At 65.4% G+C, this 21,338-nt stretch carries 2 protein-coding genes; both read left to right on the top strand.

What is annotated here, in order from left to right; all coding sequences use genetic code 11:
- Positions 1-24 precede the first annotated feature (24 nt).
- Positions 25-12,990, top strand: coding sequence for a non-ribosomal peptide synthetase (locus BLU52_RS13885; protein ID WP_090284069.1), 12,966 nt, complete (start codon positions 25-27; stop codon positions 12,988-12,990).
- Positions 12,987-21,296, top strand: coding sequence for a non-ribosomal peptide synthetase (locus BLU52_RS13880; RefSeq protein WP_090284067.1), 8,310 nt, complete (start codon positions 12,987-12,989; stop codon positions 21,294-21,296). Before BLU52_RS13885 ends, BLU52_RS13880 begins: the two co-directional genes overlap by 4 nt.
- Positions 21,297-21,338: the final 42 nt, after the last annotated feature.

Genomic DNA, 21,338 nt, shown 5'->3' with positions numbered 1-21,338 from the left:
CCAGTCTTTACAGCAGGTTATCTCATGCATTTCAGCGAACTGATGGCAGTTATTTCGACCCATGCGATCCGCCTTCAACAGGAAGATGAAGACCTGGTCATCCTGGGCAGTGACGACGCGCTGGACGATGAGCTGTGGGAGGGCCTCGCCGCCCACAAGACGCAGTTGCTGGAGCTGGTCGCCCGGCACAACGGTGACTGGTTGAGCCCGGCGTATCGCATCACTCCCGACATGCTGCCGCTGGTGACGCTCGATCAGGCCAGCCTCGACCGCATCGTCGCCGGCGTGCCGGGCGGTGCGGCGAACCTGCAGGACATCTATCCCCTGGCGCCTCTGCAGGAGGGCATGCTCTATCTGCATTTATCGGCAGCGGCGGGCGACCCCTACGTCTCGCAGGCGCGCTTCGCCTTTGCCAGTCGCGAGCGCCTGCAAGCCTTCGCCGACGCGCTGCAATGGATGATCGGCCGCCATGACATTCTGCGCACGGCGTTTGTCTGGGAGCGCCTGGACGAACCGCTGCAAGTGGTCCAGCGCCAGGCGACATTGCATTGCCAGGAACTCGAATTGAGCGCCAGCGGCGACGTGCTCGACCAACTGCTGCAGCGCCACGACCCGCAGCATTTCCGTCTCGATGTGCAGCAGGCGCCGCTGCTGCGCCTGGTGTTTGCTGACGATCCGGCCAATGGCCGTGTGGTTGCCTTGTTGCTTTTTCACCACTTGATCATGGATCACCTGGCGCTGGACGTGATCCGCCGCGAAGCGCAAGCCTTTCTGCTCGGGCACAGCGCGCAAGTGGCGGCGCCGGTGCCGTATCGCGATCATTTGGCGCGGGCGCGACTGGCCGCGAACGAGTCGGCCCACGAGGCGTTCTTCCGGGAAATGCTCGCCGATATCGACGAGCCGACACTGCCGTGCGGATTGCGCGACGTGCAGGGTGACGGGCACTCGATCGAAGAAGCCTCGCTGATGCTCGACCCAGCCCTGAGCCGGCAATTGCGCGAGCAGGCGCGGCAACTCGGGGTGAGCGTGGCCAGTGTCATGCACCTGGCGCTGGCGCGGGTGCTCGGCGAGTTGTCCGGGCGTACGGCGGTGGTGTTTGGCACCGTGCTGCTTGGGCGAATGGCGGCCGGCGAGGGCGGTGAACATGCGCTGGGGATGTTCATCAATACCTTGCCGCTGCGGGTGGATGTCGGCGCCGATGACGTGCGCGCCGGCGTGTTGCTGACCCACCGCCGGCTGACCGCGCTGCTCGGCCATGAGCAAGCCTCGCTGGCGCTGGCCCAGCGCTGCAGCGCCGTGTCGGTGCCGACGCCACTGTTCAGCGCGATCCTCAATTACCGGCACAGCAGCGTCGATGAAGTGGCCGAAGTCATCGACATCGCCCCGGGCGTGCAGGTGCTGGGCGCTCGCGAACGCACCAACTATCCATTGACCGTCAACATCGATGATCTGGGCGAAGACCTGCGTATCACCGCGCTGGCCGAGGCCAGCCTGGGGGCGCAACGCATCGCCGCTTATCTGCAGACTACGCTGCAAGGCCTGGTCGATGCGTTGCAGGCCAGCGCGCCGACACCGCTGCACAGCATCCGCATTTTGCCGGCGGCCGAGCGCGAACAGCTGTTGCACGGCGTCAGTACAAAGCGCGCGCATTTCCCCGACACGCCGCTGATCCACCAGCAGTTCGAAGCTCACGCCCAGGCCCGCCCGCACGCTACGGCGTTGCTGTTCGAGGAGCAAACCTTCAGCTACGACGACGTCAATCGCCGCGCCAACCAGGTGGCTCATCACCTGCTGGCGCTGGGTATCCGCCCCGACGACCGTGTGGCGATCTGCGTCGAGCGTGGCCCGCAAATGGTCATCGGCCTGCTCGGCGTGCTCAAGGCCGGCGCGGCTTATGTGCCGATCGACCCGGCGTATCCGCAGGAGCGCATCCACTTCACCCTGCAGGACAGTGCCCCGGTGGCGCTGCTGCTGCAAGCCGCGACACGGGATCGAGTCGGCACACTGCACGTGCCGCTGATCGATCTCGACAGCCAGTCGCTGCGCGCCGAACCCGAAAGCGATCCGCTGGTGGCCGGGTTGAGCGCGGCGCATCTGGCTTACGTGATCTACACCTCCGGCTCCACCGGTTTGCCCAAGGGCGTAATGGTCGAACATCGCAACGTGGCGCGGCTGTTTGCTGCGACTGCGCAGTGGTTTCACTTCAATGAGCGTGACGTATGGGCGTTGTTCCACTCGTTCGCCTTCGACTTTTCGGTGTGGGAAATCTGGGGCGCACTGGCGTTCGGCGGGCAACTGCTGCTGGTGCCGCAAACCATCAGTCGGGCGCCGGACGAGTGCTATGCGTTGCTGTGCCGCAGCGGTGTCACTGTGCTCAACCAGACGCCGAGCGCGTTCCGCCAGTTGATCGCCGCACAGGGCCGCAGTGTGCTGCAGCATTCGTTGCGCGAAGTGATTTTTGGCGGCGAAGCACTGGAACCGGGGCTGCTCAAACCGTGGTTTGCCCGGGTCGGCAATGCCGGCACGCGCCTGGTGAACATGTACGGCATCACCGAAACCACTGTGCACGTGACCTATCGGCCATTGCAGGCTGCCGATGCGCAATTGGTGGGTGTCAGCCCGATTGGCGGGCCAATCCCCGACCTGCACCTGTACGTGCTCAATCCTCACGGCGAACCGGTGCCGGTCGGAGTGACCGGCGAGTTGTATGTGGGGGGCGCGGGGGTGGCACGCGGTTACCTCAACCGTCCAGCGCTGACCGCCGAGCGCTTCATTCGCGACCCGTTCAGCCACACGGCCGATGCGCGCCTGTATAAAACCGGTGACCTGGCGCGCTGGGCCGCCGACGGTAGCCTCGACTACCTGGGGCGCAACGATGATCAAGTGAAGATCCGCGGTTTTCGCATCGAACTCGGCGAGATTCAGGCGCGCCTGTCGGCCTGCGCCGGTGTCCGCGACGCGGTGGTGATTGCCCGCGAAGACAGCCCCGGCGACCCGCGCCTGGTCGCGTACTGGACCGCTGATGCCGGTGAAGATCCGAGCGTGGTGCAACTGCGCGAGACACTGCTCGGCGCGCTGGCGGATTACATGGTGCCGAGTGCGTTCGTGCGTCTCGAGGCCTTGCCGCTGACCGCCAACGGCAAACTCGACCGCAAGGCCTTACCGGCGCCGGACAGTGATGCGTTTGCGCGAGGCGAATTCGAGCCGCCGCAGGGCGCGGTGGAAAGCCTGATTGCCGAGATCTGGCAAAGCGTGCTCGGCGTCGAACAGGTCGGGCGGCATGACAACTTTTTCGAGCTGGGCGGGCATTCGCTGCTGGCGGTCAGGCTGATCGAACGCATGCGTCAGCAGGACTTGCACTGCGATGTGCGGGTGCTGTTCGGGCAGCCGAGCGTGGCGGCGTTGGCGGCCAGTCTCGGCGCGACGCAGGTGCACGCGGCACCGGCCAATCGCATCGAACCCGGCTGCACGGCGATTACCCCGGAGCATTTGCCGTTGGCCGATCTCGATCAGGCCGGCATCGACACGGTGCTGGCCAGCGTGCCCGGCGGCGTCGCCAATGTTCAGGACATCTACGCGCTGGCGCCGCTGCAGGCGGGGATTCTCTATCACCACCTCGCCACCCACAGCGGCGATCCCTACGTGTTGCAGGCGCAGTTCGCCTTCGATGGCCTGGCGCAGATCAAAGATTTCGTGCGTGCCTTGAACAGCGTGATCGCCCGCCATGACATCCTGCGGACCAGTGTGGTCTGGGAAGGTCTGGAGGAACCGGTGCAAGTAGTGTGGCGCGAGGCGCCCCTGCATCTTCAGCGAATCGATGCCGACGAGCTCACCGGCGATGTGCTGGAGCAGATGCAGGCACGTTTCGATCCGCGGCACTATCGCCTCGATCTCAAGCACGCGCCGCTGCTGCGGTTCGCCTACACCGAAGACCGCGCCGGACAGCGCTGGGTCGGCATCCTGCTGATGCATCACATCGTCCTCGACCACACCGCGCTGGAGGTGCTGGTGGCGGAAATGAGCGACCTGCTGCACGGGCGCGCCAACGATCTGCCGCCAGCCGTGCAGTACCGCAATTACGTGGCTCAGGCGCGTGCGGGCGCCGATGACCAAGCGCACGCAGAGTTCTTCCGCGACATGCTGGGCGACATCAGCGAACCGACGCTGGCGTTCGGTGTGCAGGATGTGCTCGGTGACGGCAGTGCCAGCGTCGACAGCCAGTTACCCCTCGACGCAGGTCTTGGCCGGCGCCTGCGCGAGTTGTCCCGGCATCTGGGGATCAGCATTGCCAGCCTCGTGCATCAGGCCTGGGCGCAAGTGCTGGCGCAGGTTTCCGGCCAGCAGGACGTGGTGTTCGGCACCGTGCTGCTGGGGCGCATGCAGGGCGGCGCGGGCGCGGATCGCGCGTTGGGCATGTTCATCAACACCTTGCCGTTGCGCGTTACGGTTGCCGCTGACTCGGTGCAGGACAGCGTGCGCGCCACCCATCAACGCCTGGCGCAGTTGCTCGGGCATGAGCAGGCTTCACTGGCCTTGGCCCAGCGCTGCAGCGCTGTCGCGGCGACCTCGCCGTTGTTCAGCACGCTGCTCAATTACCGCCACAGTCCGGCGGACACGGCCGCGGTGAAATGGGATGGCATAGAGATTCTCTGCTCGCGCGAACGCAGCAATTATCCGCTGGTGGTCAGCGTCGATGACCTCGGTGACGGTTTCCTCTTGAATGTGCAGGCTGTGCCTGAAGTGGACGGCGCGCGGGTGTGCGATTACTTGCAGACCGCGTTGCACAGTCTGGTGAATGCACTCGAGCATTCGCCGCAGCTGCCCGTGCAGCAGTTGTCGATTGTCTCGCCGGGCGAACGCCAGCAGGTGTTGTTCGGCTTCAACGCCACCGCGCGGCCAGTCCCGCCAGCGCAGACGGTGCAGCGTCTGGTCGAAGCGCAAGCACTGGCCAATCCCCAGGTGTGGGCGGCGGTGCAGGGCGAGTGGCGTCTGAGTTATGCCGAGCTGAATCAGCGCGCCAACCGCCTGGCCCATCACCTGATCGGTCTCGGTGTACAGCCGGATGACCGTGTCGCGGTGTGCCTGCGCCGCAGCCCGCAGATGCTCGTGGCGCTGCTGGCGATTCTCAAGGCCGGCGCGGCTTATGTGCCGGTCGATCCGGCTCATCCGCGCGAGCGCATCGCCTATCTGTTGCAGGACTGCGAGCCGCTGGCGGTACTCGCCGAGACCGCAACCTGCGGCTTGCTCGGCACGGTGCCGCTGATCGATCTGGACAGCGACGGCTGGGCGCATTTGTCCGACGCCAACCCGCAATTGCCGGCGCTGACCCCGGCGCACCTCGCCTATGTCATCTACACCTCCGGTTCCACCGGCCAGCCAAAAGGCGTGATGGTCGAACACCGTACGTTGGAAAATCTGGTGCACTGGCATGCTGAAGCGTTCGATCTGCATGCTGGCAGCCATACGGCCAGCGTTGCCGGGTTCGGTTTTGACGCCATGGCCTGGGAGGTCTGGCCGGCCTTGTGCGTGGGCGCGACCCTGCACCTGCCACCGGCCTCGATCGGCAATCAACACCTGGATGAGTTGCTCGAGTGGTGGCAGGCGCAGCCGTTGCAGGTGAGCTTTCTGCCGACGCCAGTCGCCGAATATGCGTTCAGCCGCGAGCTAGGCCACCCGACCCTGCGCACGCTGTTGATCGGCGGCGACAAGCTCCGGCAGTTCCCGCGTAATCAAACTTTCGAGGTGATCAACAACTACGGACCGACCGAAGCCACGGTGGTGGCGACCTCGGGTCGCATCGAGGCGGGGCAGGTGTTGCACATCGGTCGACCGATCGCCAATGGCAAAGTCTATCTGCTCGACAGTCAGCAACAACCGGTGCCCGTCGGCGTGCAGGGCGAGCTGTATGTCGGCGGCGCCGGGGTCGCGCGCGGTTACCTGAATCGCCCGGCATTGACCGCCGAGATGTTCCTCGACGACCCGTTCAGCGATGAACCCAACGGGCGCCTGTACCGCACCGGCGACCTCGCCCGTTGGCGCGCAGACGGCACGCTCGAGTACCTGGGACGCAATGACGATCAGGTCAAACTGCGCGGCGTGCGCATCGAGCCGGGGGAAATCGAAGCCGCGCTGCGCGCGCATAGCGCCGTGCAAGACGCGGTGGTGCTGGTGCGTGACGGGCGCTTGCTGACCTGGTTCAGCGAACGCAGCGCAGTAGATATTGCCGACTTGCGTCAGCACTTGCAGAGCCGACTGCCAGAGGCGCTGATTCCTGCCGCCTATGTGCGCGTCGAGGCGATGCCGCTGACGGCCAACGGCAAGCTTGACCGCAACGCCTTGCCGGAGCCGGATCACAGCGCCTGGCTCAGCCATGAATACGCCGCGCCGCACGGTCCGCTGGAACAGGCGCTGGCGCAGATCTGGAGCGATCTGCTCAAGGTCGAGCAGGTCGGCCGTCACGACAATTTCTTTGGGCTTGGCGGGCATTCGCTGCTTGCCGTGAGCCTGATCGAACGTCTGCGCCAGCTCGGGCTGAGTGCCGATGTTCGCGTGCTGTTCAGCCAGCCGACCCTCGCCGCACTGGCGGCTGCGCTGGGCAGCGGTCGCGAAGTCGAGGTGCCGGCCAATCGCATTGCCGCCGACTGCCGCCACATCAGCGCCGACATGTTGAGCCTCAGCGAACTGGATCAGGCCAGTGTCGAACGCATCGTCGCCACGGTGCCGGGCGGCGCGGCCAACGTGCAGGATATCTATCCGCTGGCGCCGTTGCAGGAAGGCATTCTTTATCACCACCTCAGCGCCGGCCAGGGCGATCCGTATCTGCTGCAATCGAGTCTGGCGTTTGCCGACATCGACCGCCTGTACGCCTTCGTCCACGCCCTGCAATGTGTCATCGAGCGCCACGACATTCTGCGCACCAGCGTGGTCTGGGAAGGGCTGCCGAGTCCGCAACAAGTGGTCTGGCGGCGTGCGCCATTAGCGGTCGACGGCGTGGCGCTGGACGCAGCAGAGGGTGACGTGCTCGCCCAGTTGCAAGCGCGTTTTGCCGCCCGCCAATGGCGCCTCGATCTCGGCCAGGCGCCGCTGATGCGCCTGGTGTATGCCGCCGATCCCGTGCACAAGCGCGTCGTCGCCATGCTGCTGTTCCATCACATCGCCCTCGATCACACCGCGCTTGCGGTGGTGCGTCAGGAAATGCAGGCCAGTCTGCTCGGCGCCATTGAGCCGCTGCCGGCAGCCGCGCCGTACCGCAATTACGTGGCGCAGGCCCGCCACGGCGTCAGCGAGCGGGAACACGAAACGTTCTTTACCGAGATGCTCGGCGACATCGACGAGCCGACCTTGCCGTTCGGTCTGCGCGAAGTGGAAGGTGAGGGCGACGACATCGAGGCGTTTGTCAGCGGATTGCCAGTGGAGTTGAGCCAGCGCTTGCGAGCGCAGGCGCGCCGCTTCGGGGTCAGCGCCGCCAGTTTGTTCCATCTCGCCTGGGCGCAGGTGCTGGCGGCCACGGCCGGGCAGCCGAACGTAGTGTTCGGCACGGTGTTGCTCGGTCGTCTGCAGGGTGGTGCGGGCGCTGATCGTGCGCTGGGCATGTTCATCAATACCTTGCCGTTGCGCGTCGATGTCGCCGAGGCCGGTGTCGGTGTGGCGCTGCGCGGTGTGCACCTGCGGCTGGCTGCGCTGCTCGGTCATGAACACGCGTCACTGGCACTCGCCCAGCGTTGCAGTGCGGTGGCTGCGCCGTCGCCGCTGTTCAGCTCGGTGCTCAATTATCGTCACAGCGCGGCGGGTCATTGCGACGAGGCAGCGTGGCAGGGGATCGAATTTCTCGCTCACGAGGGGCGCAGTCATTACCCACTGACGCTGAGCATCAACGATCTTGGCGAGGGCTTCGATCTGTCGGTGCTGACGCCCGCCGAAGTCGGCGCGCAACGGGTCTGCGACTTGATGCACAGCACGCTGGCGGCGCTGGTGTCAGCGCTGGAGCAAAATCCCGAACAGGCGCTGAATCGCCTGGCGATCCTGCCGCCGTCAGAGCGCGAGCGAGTGCTCAGGCAGTTCAACGCCAGCGCCAGGGCATTCCCGCCGGCGCAAACCGTGCACCGCCTCTTCGAAGCGCAGGCCTTGCGCAATCCGCAGGCAGTGGCGGTGCAAGCGGGCGAGCAACAGCTGACCTACGCGCAGCTCAATCAACAGGCCAATCGCCTCGCGCATTATCTGCTCGAGTTGGGCGTGCGGCCCGACGCGCGCGTGGCGGTCTCCACCCGGCGCGGCTCGCACATGCTGCTGGCGATGCTGGCGGTGCTCAAGGCCGGCGCAGCCTATGTGCCGATCGACCCGGCGCATCCGGCCGAGCGCATCGCGTACCTGCTGGCCGACAGCGCACCGCTGGCGTTGCTGGTGTCCGGCGTGGAACCGGGCGCGGTGAACGTGCCGGTGATCGATCTTGGCGACGAGCGCTGGCAGGACTTGCCCGAGCAGAATCCGCAAGTGGCCGGTTTGACTGCGAACCATCTGGCCTATGTGATTTACACCTCCGGCTCCACCGGCCAGCCAAAAGGCGTGATGGTCGAACACCACAGCCTGGAAAACCTCGTGCACTGGCACGCGCAAGCGTTCGACCTGCACGCCGGCAGCCATACGGCGAGCGTTGCCGGGTTCGGGTTTGATGCCATGGCCTGGGAGGTCTGGCCGACCTTGTGTGTCGGCGCGACCCTGCACTTGCCGCCGGCGTCGATCGGCAATGAACACCTCGACGAATTGCTCGAATGGTGGCGAGCGCAGCCGTTGCAGGTGAGCTTCCTGCCGACGCCGGTGGCCGAATATGCGTTCAGCCGCGAGTTGGGCCATCCGACCTTGCGCACCCTGTTGATCGGCGGCGACAAACTCAGGCAGTTCCCGCGTGATCAGACCTTCGAGGTGATCAACAACTACGGACCGACCGAAGCCACGGTGGTGGCGACCTCGGGTCGCATCGAGGCGGGGCAGGCGTTGCACATCGGTCGACCCATCGCCAATGCCAGGGTGTATGTCCTCGATGGCCAACAGAAACTTCTGCCAGTGGGCGGCACAGGCGAGCTGTACGTCGCCGGCGCAGGCGTGGCCAGGGGTTATCTGAACCGCGATGAATTGACCGCCGAGCGCTTTCTTGCTGACCCGTTCAGCACTGAACCAGACGCGCGCATGTATCGCACCGGCGACCTTGTGCGCTGGCGTGCCGACGGCACGCTGGAGTATCTGGGGCGCAATGACGATCAGGTCAAACTGCGCGGCGTGCGGGTGGAGCTTGGCGAAATCGAAGCCGCGCTGGCCAGTCATCCGGCGCTGCAGGACGCCGTGGCCCAGGTACGAGACGGTCAGTTGCTGGCGTGGTTCACCGCGCGCGGCGCCGTGGCTATCGACGACTTGCGCCAGCACCTGCAGGCACGTTTGCCGCAAGCCTTGCTGCCGGCCGCCTACATGCGCCTCGACGCGTTGCCGCTGACCGCCAACGGCAAACTCGACCGCAAGGCCTTGCCGGAACCGGATCAAAGCGCCTGGCTCAGCCGTCAGTATCAGGCGCCGCAAGGCCCGGTGGAAACCGCGCTGGCGCAGATCTGGCGCGAGGTGCTCAAGGTCGAACAGGTCGGCCGGCACGACAATTTCTTCGAACTGGGCGGGCACTCGTTGCTGGCAGTCAGCGTCATCGAACGCATGCGCCAGATCGATCTCAGCACCGACGTGCGCGTGCTGTTCAACCAGCCGACCCTGGCGGCGCTGGCAGCGGCGGTCGGTAGCGGCCGCGAGATCGAAGTGCCAGCCAACGGCATCGCGGCGGACTGCACTTACATCACGCCGAGCATGCTCAGCCTGCTCGAACTGGACCAGGCCAGCATCGAACGCATCGTCGCCACGGTGCCGGGCGGTGCGGCCAACGTGCAGGATATTTACCCGCTGGCGCCATTGCAGGAAGGCATTCTTTATCACCACATCACGGCCGGGCAACACGACCCGTACGTGCTGCATTCGCGGCTGATGTTCGCCAGTGTCGAGCGGGTCGAGGCCTTCGCCAGCGCGTTGCGTCAGGTCATGGCGCGCCACGATATCCTGCGTACTTCGATCGTCTGGCAGGGCTTGGCTGCGCCGGTCCAGGTGGTGTGGCGCGAGGCGCAGTTGCCAGTGGAGGAGGTCGCGTTCGCGCAACTGTCGACGCGCGCGCTGGATCTCGCTCAGGCGCCGCTGATCCGCTTGTTGCATGCGCGCGATCCGAGCACCGGGCTAGTGGCCGGCGTGCTGTTGTTCCATCACATCGCTCTTGATCACACGGCGCTTGAAGTGGTGCGCGAAGAAATGCAGATCAGCCTCACTGGCGAACAGCGCTCGCTGCCGCCGGCGGTGCCGTACCGCAATTACGTGGCACAGGCGCGGCTGGGCGTCAGTGAGACGGAGCACGAAGAGTTCTTCCGCGACATGCTCGGTGATGTCGATGAGCCGACGCTGCCGTTCGGCTTGCAGGACGTCAACGCCGCGGTGGGGACTTACGAGGAAGCCGCGCTGGCACTGCCCGATGCCCTAGCACAGCGCCTGCGCCGCCAGGCACGACAGCTGGGCATCAGCGTCGCCAGCGTGTTTCATCTGGCGTGGGCGCAGGTGCTGGGCGCCACTTCCGGGCAGGAGCGGGTGGTGTTCGGCACGGTGCTGATGGGTCGCATGCAGGGCGGGGCAGGGGCGGATCGCGGGTTGGGGATGTTCATCAATACCTTGCCGCTGCGCGTCGATCTCGGCGCGCAACCGGTGGGTGCGGCGCTGGCAGCCACCCATGGGCGACTCACCGGCCTGCTGGCGCATGAGCATGCCTCGCTGACTCTGGCCCAGCGTTGCAGCCGAATCGCTGCACCGGCGCCGTTGTTCAGCGCGATGCTCAACTATCGGCATGGCAGCGCGACGCTTGCGCAGGCGCATCCGGCGTGGCACGGCATCGAAACCCTGCACAGCGAGGAGCGCACCAATTATCCGCTGAGCCTCAACGTCGACGATCTCGGCACCGCTTTCAGGCTCACCGCGATCACCTCGGCCGAGGTCGGTGCGTTGCGCATCTGCAACTACATGGAGACGGCGTTGCAGACACTGGTCGAGGCGTTGGAGCAGACGCCGCAGCAATCGATCGAGCAGTTGTCGGTGTTGCCGCAGGCCGAGCGTCAGCGCTTGCTGTTCGACTTCAACGCGACGGCGGTCGATTACGACTTGCAGCAAACCCTGCACGGGCTGTTCGAAGCACAAGTGTTGCGCACGCCGCAGGCCGTCGCGGTGCAGATCGACGCTCAATGCCTGAGTTTTCACCAGCTCAACGAGCGCGCCAACCGCCTCGCCCATCACCTGATCGGGCTCGGCGTGCAGGCGGATTCGCGGGTGGCGATCTGCGTCGAGCGCAGTCTCGCCATGGTCGTTGGCCTGCTGGCGATCCTCAAGGCGGGTGGCGCGTATGTGCCGCTGGACCCGGACTACCCGGCCGAACGCATCGCCTGCATGCTTGCCGACAGTGCGCCGGTGGCGCTGCTGGTGCAGGGCAGCACGGCCTCGCAGGCCGGCGCACTGGCGGTGCCGGTGATCAATCTGGACGAGGACATCTGGCGCGACATGCCGGCGGACAACCCGCCACGCGAGCGCCTGACGTCGGCGCATCTGGCCTACGTGATCTATACCTCCGGCTCTACCGGTCAGCCCAAGGGTGTGGCCAACGAGCACGGTGCGGTGGTCAACCGTTTGCTGTGGATGCAGGACACCTATGCGTTGACGGCGGCGGATACCGTGTTGCAGAAAACCCCGTTCAGTTTTGACGTGTCGGTGTGGGAGTTCTTCTGGCCGCTGATGACCGGCGCGCGCCTGTTGCTGGCCCGCCCTGGCGGGCACAAGGAACCGGCATACCTGAGCGCGCTGATCGAGCGCGAACAGGTCAGCACCGTGCATTTTGTGCCATCGATGCTCGACGTGTTTCTCGCCCACGGCCAGACCGAGCGTTGTGCCGGCTTGCGCCAGGTGATGTGCAGTGGGGAAGCGTTGCCCGGCAGTCTGGTGCGGCGTTTCAAACAGCAGTTGCCGGCCAGCCAGTTGCACAACCTGTACGGCCCGACCGAAGCGGCGGTGGACGTCACCGCGTGGCATTGCGCCGGGCCGGTGCACGACACGCCGGACAATACGCCGATCGGCAAACCGATCGCCAATACGCGGATGTACATCCTCGACGCGCAGCAACAGCCGGTGCCGCAAGGTGTGGTCGGCGAGCTGTACATCGGTGGCGCACAGGTCGCGCGCGGCTACCTCAATCGCGCCGAACTGAGTGCCGAACGCTTCCTGCCTGACCCGTTCAGCCCGCAGGCGCAAGCACGCATGTATCGCACCGGTGATATCGCTCGTTATCTTGCCGACGGCAATATCGAATACCTGGGCCGCAACGACGATCAAGTGAAGATTCGCGGCCTGCGCATCGAGCTGGGGGAAATCCAGGCAGGCCTGACCCGCATCGACGGCGTGCAGGAAGCGGCGGTGCTGGCCCGCGAAGACGTGCCGGGGGACAAGCGCCTGGTGGCGTATTACACCGGTGCGCGGCTGGACATCGACATCCTTCGCGCCGCATTACTGCACGGCTTGCCGGACTACATGGTGCCGGCCACCTACATCCATCTCGACCGTCTGCCGCTGAGCCCCAACGGCAAACTCGACCGCAAGGCGCTGCCCGCGCCGAATCAGGACGCGCTCGTCAGCCGGCCGTACGAGGCACCCATCGGCGAGGTGGAAATCACCCTGGCGCGGCTGTGGTGCGAATTGCTCAATGTCGAGCGGGTCGGCCGTCACGACCACTTTTTCGAGCTGGGCGGGCACTCGCTGCTGGCGGTGAGTCTGGTCGGCCGGCTGCAACAGGAAGGCATGGAGGCTGACGTGCGGGCGTTGTTCGAGCACCCGACACTGGCCGGTTACGCAGCAATCACGGAAAGAATGGAGATCGTCCTGTGAGCCTGAATCCCTTGTTGGCAACCCTTAAAGCCCGCGACATCCAATTGACGGTCACAGACGACCAGTTGCGCGTCAATGGCAACAAGCAGGCGCTTGGCGATCCGGCGCTGCTGGCGTCGTTGCGCGAGCACAAGGCGGCGCTGATCGAACTGATCAAGGCCGGCGGGTACTCCGCCGCCCGCGTCGGTCAGGTCGAGGTGCCGGCCAATGGTATTGCGCCCGGTTGCACCCGGATCACTCCGGCGATGCTGACCCTGACGCAACTGAGCCAGGACGCTATTGATCAACTGCTCGAAGGCATTCCCGGCGGGGCGGCGAACGTGCAGGACATCTATCCGCTGACACCGTTGCAGGAAGGCATTCTCTATCATCACGTCAGCGCGCAGCACGGTGATCCCTATGTCATGCAGGCGCATTTCGCCTTCAGCGGCGCGGAGCGTTTGCAGGCATTCGTCGACGCCTTGCAAACGGTCATTAATCGCCACGACATTCTGCGTACGGCGGTGGTCTGGGAAGGCCTCGACACGCCGCTGCAAGTGGTCCTGCGCGATGCCCGCCTGCCGCTGGAAGAAGTGCTGCTGGAGGCTGAGGGCGGCGATGCGCTGACTCAACTGCACGAACGCTTCGACGCTCGCCAGTTCCGCCTCGACGTGACGCGCGCGCCGCTGTTGCGCCTGGTGCATGCCTGGGATGCGCGCGAACAGCGCATCGTCGCGATGCTGCTGTTCCATCACATGGCGATGGACCACTCGGCACTGGCGGTGGTCAGCGAGGAATTGCAGGCCTGCCTGTGCGGCCAGGCCGCGCGGCTGGGCGCGCCTGTGCCGTTTCGCAATTACGTGGCGCAGGCGCGCCTGGGCATCAGCGAGGCGCAACACGAAGGGTTCTTCCGCGAGATGCTCGCCGACATCGACCAACCGACCTTGCCCTATGGCCTGCAAGGTGTGCACGGCGATGGCAGCGATATTGTCGAATTCAGCCAGGCGCTTGACCCGCCACTTGAGCGCCGCTTGCGCGCACAGGCGCGGCGCCTGGGCGTCAGCGTCGCGAGCTTGTTCCACCTCGGTTGGGGCCAGGTGCTGAGTGCCCTGACCGGGCAGGCGAGCGTGGTTTTCGGCACCGTGCTGATGGGGCGCATGCACAACGCCGAAGGCACCGAACGCGCGCTGGGCATCTTCATCAACACCTTGCCGCTGCGAGTCGACATCGCCACGCTGGCCGTCGCTGAAGCGATCAAGGCCACTCACGCGCGGCTGACCACGCTGATGCGCCACGAACATGCGCCGTTGGCATTGGCGCAGCGATGCAGTGGCGTGGTCGCCTCATCGCCGTTGTTCAGTACGCTGCTCAACTATCGCCACAGCGCCTCGAGCGCCAACGCCAGCGCCGAAGCACTCGCCGCCTGGGAGGGCATCAGTGTGCTGCGCTCGGAAGAACGCACCAATTATCCGCTGACCCTGAGCATTGACGACTTCGGCGAGCGCTTCAGCCTGACCTTGCTGGCCACTCGCGCCGTCGACGGTCAGCGTCTGTGCGCCTATCTGTTGTGTGCGATCGAGCAATTGCTGTCGGCGCTCGAACAGGCGCCGCAGACGCCGCTGAATCAGTTGTCGGTGCTGCCGGCGGAGGAGCGCGAGCAACTGTTGCACGGGTTCAATGCCAGCCAGGTCGATTACCCGCCAGCGCAGCCCATCCATCAGCGGTTCGAAGCGCAGGTGCTGGCGCGTCCGGATGCGCTGGCCGCGGTGCACATGGGCGAGTCGCTGACCTTTGCCGAGCTGAACCACCAGGCCAATGCGCTGGCCCACCAGTTGCTCGATCTGGGCGTGCAGCCTGATGACCGTGTCGCCATCGTCGCCCGCCGCGGTCTGCAAGCGCTGACCGGTTTGCTGGCGATCCTCAAGGCCGGCGCCGCTTACGTGCCGGTCGATCCGGCGCACCCGGCCGAACGCCTGCTGCATTTGCTGTGCGACAGTGCGCCGGTGGCGGTGTTGACCAGCGCCGATCTGCGTGAACGCCTGCCGAGGCTGGCGGTGCCGATGCTCAATCTCGACCCGCGCACCTGGCCGCTGGGCATCACCCGCAACCCGCACCTGCCGAATCTGCAGGCGAGCCATCTGGCCTACGTGATCTACACCTCCGGCTCGACCGGTTTGCCCAAGGGCGTGATGGTCGAGCATGGCACGCTGTCGAACCTGGTCGATTGGCACTGTTCGGCCTTCGACCTGTGTGCCGGCCGTCACACCTCGAGCCTCGCGGGATTCGGCTTCGACGCCATGGCGTGGGAGATCTGGCCGGCGCTGTGCGCGGGCGCCACGCTACACATCGCCCCGGCGCATGACGGCAGCGAAGACATCGACGCGTTGCTCGACTGGTGGCGCGCGCAGCCGCTGGACGTGAGTTTCCTGCCCACGCCTGTGGCCGAATACGCCTTTAGCCAACACCTGGAACACCCGACGTTGCGCACGCTGCTGATCGGCGGCGACCGCTTGCGTCAGTTCTCGCGCAACCAGCGTTTCGACGTGATCAACAATTACGGCCCGACCGAAACCACAGTGGTCGCGACCTCCGGGCGTATCGACAGCGATGACGCCTTGCACATCGGCAAACCGGTGAGCAATGCCACGGTGTATCTGCTCGATGAGCAACAACGCCCCGTACCGATTGGCGCGGTCGGCGAGCTGTACATTGGCGGCAGAGGTGTGGCGAGGGGGTACTTGAACCAGCCGCAGCTGACGGCCGAACGCTTCCTGCGCGATCCCTTCAGCAATGCAGCGCAGGCGCGCATGTACCGCTCCGGCGACCTCGCGCGCTGGCGCAGCGACGGCACGCTTGAGTACCTGGGACGCAATGACGATCAAGTGAAAATTCGCGGTGTGCGCATCGAGCCGGGCGAGATCGAGAATCGCCTCAATCAGTTGCCGGGGATTCAGGAGGCGGTCGTGCTGGCGCGCGAAGATCAGCCAGGACAGCCGCGGCTGGTGGCGTATTTCACCGAGCAGGCGCAGGCGCAGGTGCAGGCATTGGCCGTTGGCGAACTGCGCGCGTTGTTGCTGACGCAGTTGCCGGAATACATGGTGCCGTCTGCCTTCGTCAAACTCGACGGATTGCCGCTGACCGCCAACGGCAAACTCGACCGCAAGGCCTTGCCCAAGCCTGAGCGCTCGGCCATGTTCACCCGTGAATACGCCGCACCGCAAGGGGAAGTGGAAATCGCCCTGGCCGACATCTGGGCCGATGTGCTGCAGGTCGAGCGGGTAGGGCGCGAAGACCATTTCTTCGAACTGGGCGGGCATTCGCTGCTGGCGATGCGCATGGTTGCTCAGGTGCGCCAGCGACTCGGCGTCGAGCTGGTGCTCAGCGATCTGTTTGCCAACGCCGAACTGGCAGCGGTGGCGCAGGTATTGACCGAAGCCGGGCGCTGCACGCAACCGCCGATCCTGCCGGCATCGCGTGAAACGGCGCTGCCGTTGTCGTTTTCGCAGCAGCGCTTCTGGTTTCTGGCGCAGATGGAGGGCGCCAACACTGCTTACAACATCCCGATCGCCCTGCGCTTGCGCGGTGCCCTGGACGACGATGCCCTGCAACGCGCGCTGGCCCGTATCGTCGCCCGCCACGAGACGTTGCGCAGTCGTTTCGCACCGCTCGCTGGCGACGCTCAGGTGTTGATTGCGCCGGTCGACAGCGGCCTGCTGTTGCGGGTCGAGGATCTGCGCCAGCACCCTCAGGCGGACGAGGCGTTACAGGCGCTGATTCAGGGCGAGGCTTCGGGGCCGTTCGATCTGCTTGACGACCCGCTGATTCGCGGGCGTCTGGTGCGTCTGGCCGATGATCATCATGTGCTGCTGCTGACGCTGCACCACATCATCTCCGACGGTTGGTCGATGGGTGTACTGACCCGCGAACTGATGGCGCTGTACCGGGCTTTCAGTCAGGGCGAAGACGATCCGTTGCCGGCGCTGACCCTGCAATACGCTGACTACGCGGTGTGGCAGCGGCGCTGGTTGAGCGGAGAGGTGTTGCAGCGCCAAAGCGAATATTGGCAACGCACCCTGCGTGACGTGCCGGCCTTGCTGACCTTGCCGACGGATCGGCCGCGCCCGGCGCAGCAGGACTACGCCGGCAGCAGCATTGCGCTACAACTGGACGAGCGTCTGAGCGCCGGGCTCAAAGCTTTGAGTCAGCGCCACGGGGTGACGTTGTACATGACCTTGCTCAGTGCCTGGGCGTTGCTGCTCGGGCGTTTGGCCGGGCAGACCGACGTGGTCATCGGTTCGCCGGTGGCCAACCGCAATCGGGCCGAAGTCGAGGGCATGATCGGCCTGTTCGTCAACACTTTGGCCCTGCGTATCGACACCGCCGGCGAGCTGACCGGCGAAGCGCTGCTGGCGCGGGTCAAGACCCTGACCTTGCAGGCTCAGGCGCATCAGGACCTGCCGTTCGAGCAAGTGGTGGAGCTGACCCGGCCGGTGCGCAGCCTGGCGCACAGTCCGCTGTTCCAGACCATGTTCAACTGGCGCAACAGCGACGGCCCGGCACTGGCCCTGGGTGAGCTGACCCTTGAGGCGGTGGCCGAGCCGAGCCACTTTGCCAAGTTCGATCTGACTTTGACCCTCGGCGACACCGGCGCAGGCATCGGCGGCTGGCTGGAATACGCCACGGCACTGTTCGATGAAACCACGGTGCAGCGTTTTGCCGGTTACCTGCAGCAACTGCTAAAGGCCATGGTCAGCAACGATCAGGCGCCGCTCGCCCAGGTGCCATTGATAACGGACGAAGAACGCCAGCGTTTGCTGGTGGATTTCAATGACACCGCACGGGAATACCCGCACGACCACACCGTGCAGCATCTGTTCGAAGCATTGGCTGTGCAACAACCCGACGCCGTCGCAGCGCTGCATGGCGAGCAGACGCTGAGCTATGCCGAGTTGAACCGCCGGGCCAATCGGCTGGCGCATCATTTGCTCAGCGAAGGGGTAAAACCTGGCGACGCGGTGGCGATCCTGTTACCGCGTTCTCTGGATCTGTTGATCGCGCAACTGGCGATCGGCAAGTGCGCGGCGGCGTGGGTGCCGCTGGATATTCACGCACCGAGCGAGCGCCAGGCGTTCATGGTCGAGGATTGCCAGGCCGCCGCGCTGCTGACGCACAGCACCACCCCGCTGACCTTTGCCGCACGGCGCATCGATCTTGATCGGCTGCCGCTCGAGGCTCAGCCCAGCCATAACCCGGATCTGCCGCAGTCGGCCGAGTCGCTGGCGTACATCATGTACACCTCGGGCTCCACCGGCATGCCGAAAGGCGTCATGGTCCCGCACCGGGCGATCACGCGGCTGGTGATCAATAACGGCTACGCCGATTTCAATTGCCAGGATTGCGTTGCGTTTGCCTCCAATCCGGCGTTCGATGCCAGCACCATGGACGTCTGGGGCGCGCTGCTCAACGGCGCGCGGGTGGCGATCATCGATCACGCGACTTTGCTCGACCCGCAGGCGTTCGGCGCCGAACTCAAGCGCAGCGGCGCGAGCATCCTGTTCGTCACCACCGCACTGTTCAACCAGTATGTGCAACTGATTCCCGACGCCCTGAAAGGCTTGCGCATCCTGCTCTGCGGCGGCGAGCGCGGCGATCCGGCGGCGTTTCGCACGTTGCGCGCCATGGCGCCGGATGTGCGTCTGGTGCATTGCTATGGCCCGACGGAAACCACCACTTACGCCACCACGTTTGCCGTGCAGAATGTCGCCGATGAGGCCGACAGCGTGTCGATCGGCGGGCCGATCTCCAACACCCAGGTCTATGTGCTCGACGCCTTCCAGCAACCGGTACCGTTCGGCGTGACCGGTGAGTTGTACATCGGCGGGCAGGGCGTTGCCCTGGGCTACCTGAATCGGCCCGAGCTGACCGCAGAGAAATTTCTCCCGGACCCGTTCAGCGGCAGGCCCGACGCGGTGATGTACCGCACCGGCGATCTGGTGCGCTGGCTGGCGCCGGGGCAGCTTGAGTGCATCGGTCGCAATGACGATCAGGTGAAAATCCGCGGCTTCCGCATTGAGCTGGGCGAGATCGAAAACCGTCTGCTCAGCTGTCCCGGGGTCAGGGAAGCTGTGGTCCTGGCGCGGCGTGACGGCGCGCAGACCACCCGTCTGGTGGCCTATTTCAGCGCTGACGATGCCGAACTGCACAGCGCCACGTTGCGCGCGTTGTTGCAGGCACGGTTGCCGGAATACATGGTGCCTTCGGCGTGGGTGCGGCTGGAGAATCTGCCGCTGAACAATAATGGCAAGGTCGATCGCAAGGCCTTGCCGGAGCCGACCCAGGAGGCTTTGCTCAACCGCGTGTACGAGGCGCCGGGTAACGCGCTGGAAAGCCGTCTCGCCGGATTGTGGAGCGAAATCCTCCAGGTCGACCGGGTCGGTCGTCACGACAACTTCTTCGAACTGGGCGGGCATTCGTTGCTGGCGGTGCGGCTGGTCAACCAGATGCAGCAGGCCGGTCTGCCGATCACCCTCGCCGAGTTGTTCCAGCAGCCGAGCATTGAGGCGATGGCTGCGCTGCTCGCCGAGCGTGACGGGATCAGCGAGGCGGAGCCGGGGCTCATCGTGGTCCGCGCGGGCAGTCAAGGTACGCCGCTGTTTCTGGTGCATGAATTCAGCGGCCGCGATGTGTATTTCCCGGCGCTGGGCCGTCATATCGAGGGTGATTTCCCGATCTACGGTCTGCCCGGTATCGAGTTCGGCCAGGCGCAATTGCGCACCCTCGAATGCCTGGCGACACGCATGGCCGGGATCATTCGCGACAGACAACCTCACGGGCCGTATCGATTGGCTGGCTGGTCGTTCGGCGGTGTGCTGGCTTACGAAGTCGCGCAGCAATTGCTGGGGCAGGACGAAGTGGTCGAGTTCATCGGCCTGATCGACAGCTACGTGCCGCGTCTGGCCGATCCGCACAAGGCACGCTGGAACGATGCCCACGTGCACAAGCGGCAGTTGCTCCTGCATTGCACTGCGCACTGGCTGGGCCTTGGCGAAGAAGATGGCCAGCGCGGATTGACGGCATTGACAGCGTTGCAAAGCGAGCTTGAGGCGCGCTCGTTCGCCGACCTGCTGGAGCGCTGCCAGCAGCAGCAATTGCTCCATCCGGAGCTGGCAGCAGCCTCGGCAGCCGATACCTGGCACTACCTGGATCGCGAGGTTGCCCACGGGCATGCGCTGGCGCATTACCGGGTCAGTCCGCTGCCGGTGCCGCTGCATGTGTTTCGCGCACAGCAACGTTCGGCGGCGATGGCGCAGCTCAGCCCGACCCTCGGCTGGGCCGAAGAATTGCCCAATGCCGAGTTGCGTTGCATCGACGTGCCCGGCGATCACCAGAACATGATGAAAGCCCCGCATATTCAAGCGCTGGGTCAGGCGCTCAGCCAGGCACTGGGGCAAGCAAAGGCACCGACATTGCCGGTCTATCAACCGCTGGTGACCATCCAGACTGGGGACAGTGCAAGGGCGCCGATCTTCTGCGTGCCGGGGGCCGGCGACAGTGTCACTGGCTTCATTCATCTGACCGAAGCCCTCGGCCCCGAGTGGCCGGTGCATGGTCTGCAACCGCGCGGGCTGGAAGGCGACGCGGTGCCGCACAGTCAGGTCGAAGCGGCGGCGCGCTGTTACCGGCGGGCGATCGAGCAGCTCTATCCGCAGGGCCCCGTGCACCTGATCGGACACTCCTTCGGTGGCTGGGTGGCGCACGCTCTGGCCGCGCAATTACAGGCCGACGGGCGCGAAGTGGCGTCGCTGACGCTGATCGACAGTGAGTCACCCGGCGGCAACGGCGTCGTTGGCAAACCCTACACCGCAACCGCGGCGTTACAGCGGCTGATCGAGGCGCTGCAACTGTCGGCCGGCGCCTCACTGGGCATCGATGCCGAGATGTTTGCCGCAGCCGATGACGCCACGCAACTACGTCTGCTGCACGAGGGCATGGTGCGTGCGGGCGTGCTGTCGGCGCGATCTGCGCCGCAGTCTTTGCTCGGCTCGACGCGCACGTTCGCCAGTGCGTTGCGCACGGTATATCAACCGCGTCAGCGCTACAGCGGCCCGGTGCGGTTGGCGCTGGTGGACGATCCGACGCTCGATGCGGCGGGCAATCAGCGCGAGCAAGCGGCGATGGTTGAAGGCTGGCGCCGCGAGGTCGCGGATCTGACGGTGTGGTACGGGCCGGGCAACCATTTCACCTTGCTCAAGGCGCCCAACGTGTTCAGTTTCGCCGCGTGGTGGCACGAGGGTCACAAGCAACCGGCCAAGGCAATGTTCTCCTGATCGATGTGTACGTCTTGCAGCCCGGTCGCTGGCCGGGCTCAA

The organism is Pseudomonas granadensis (genome assembly GCF_900105485.1).
In the GTDB taxonomy this organism is placed as follows: Bacteria; Pseudomonadota; Gammaproteobacteria; order Pseudomonadales; family Pseudomonadaceae; genus Aquipseudomonas; species Aquipseudomonas granadensis.
Note: the sequence above shows the minus strand (reverse complement) of the source record. Positions and strands in the feature narration are given on the sequence as shown.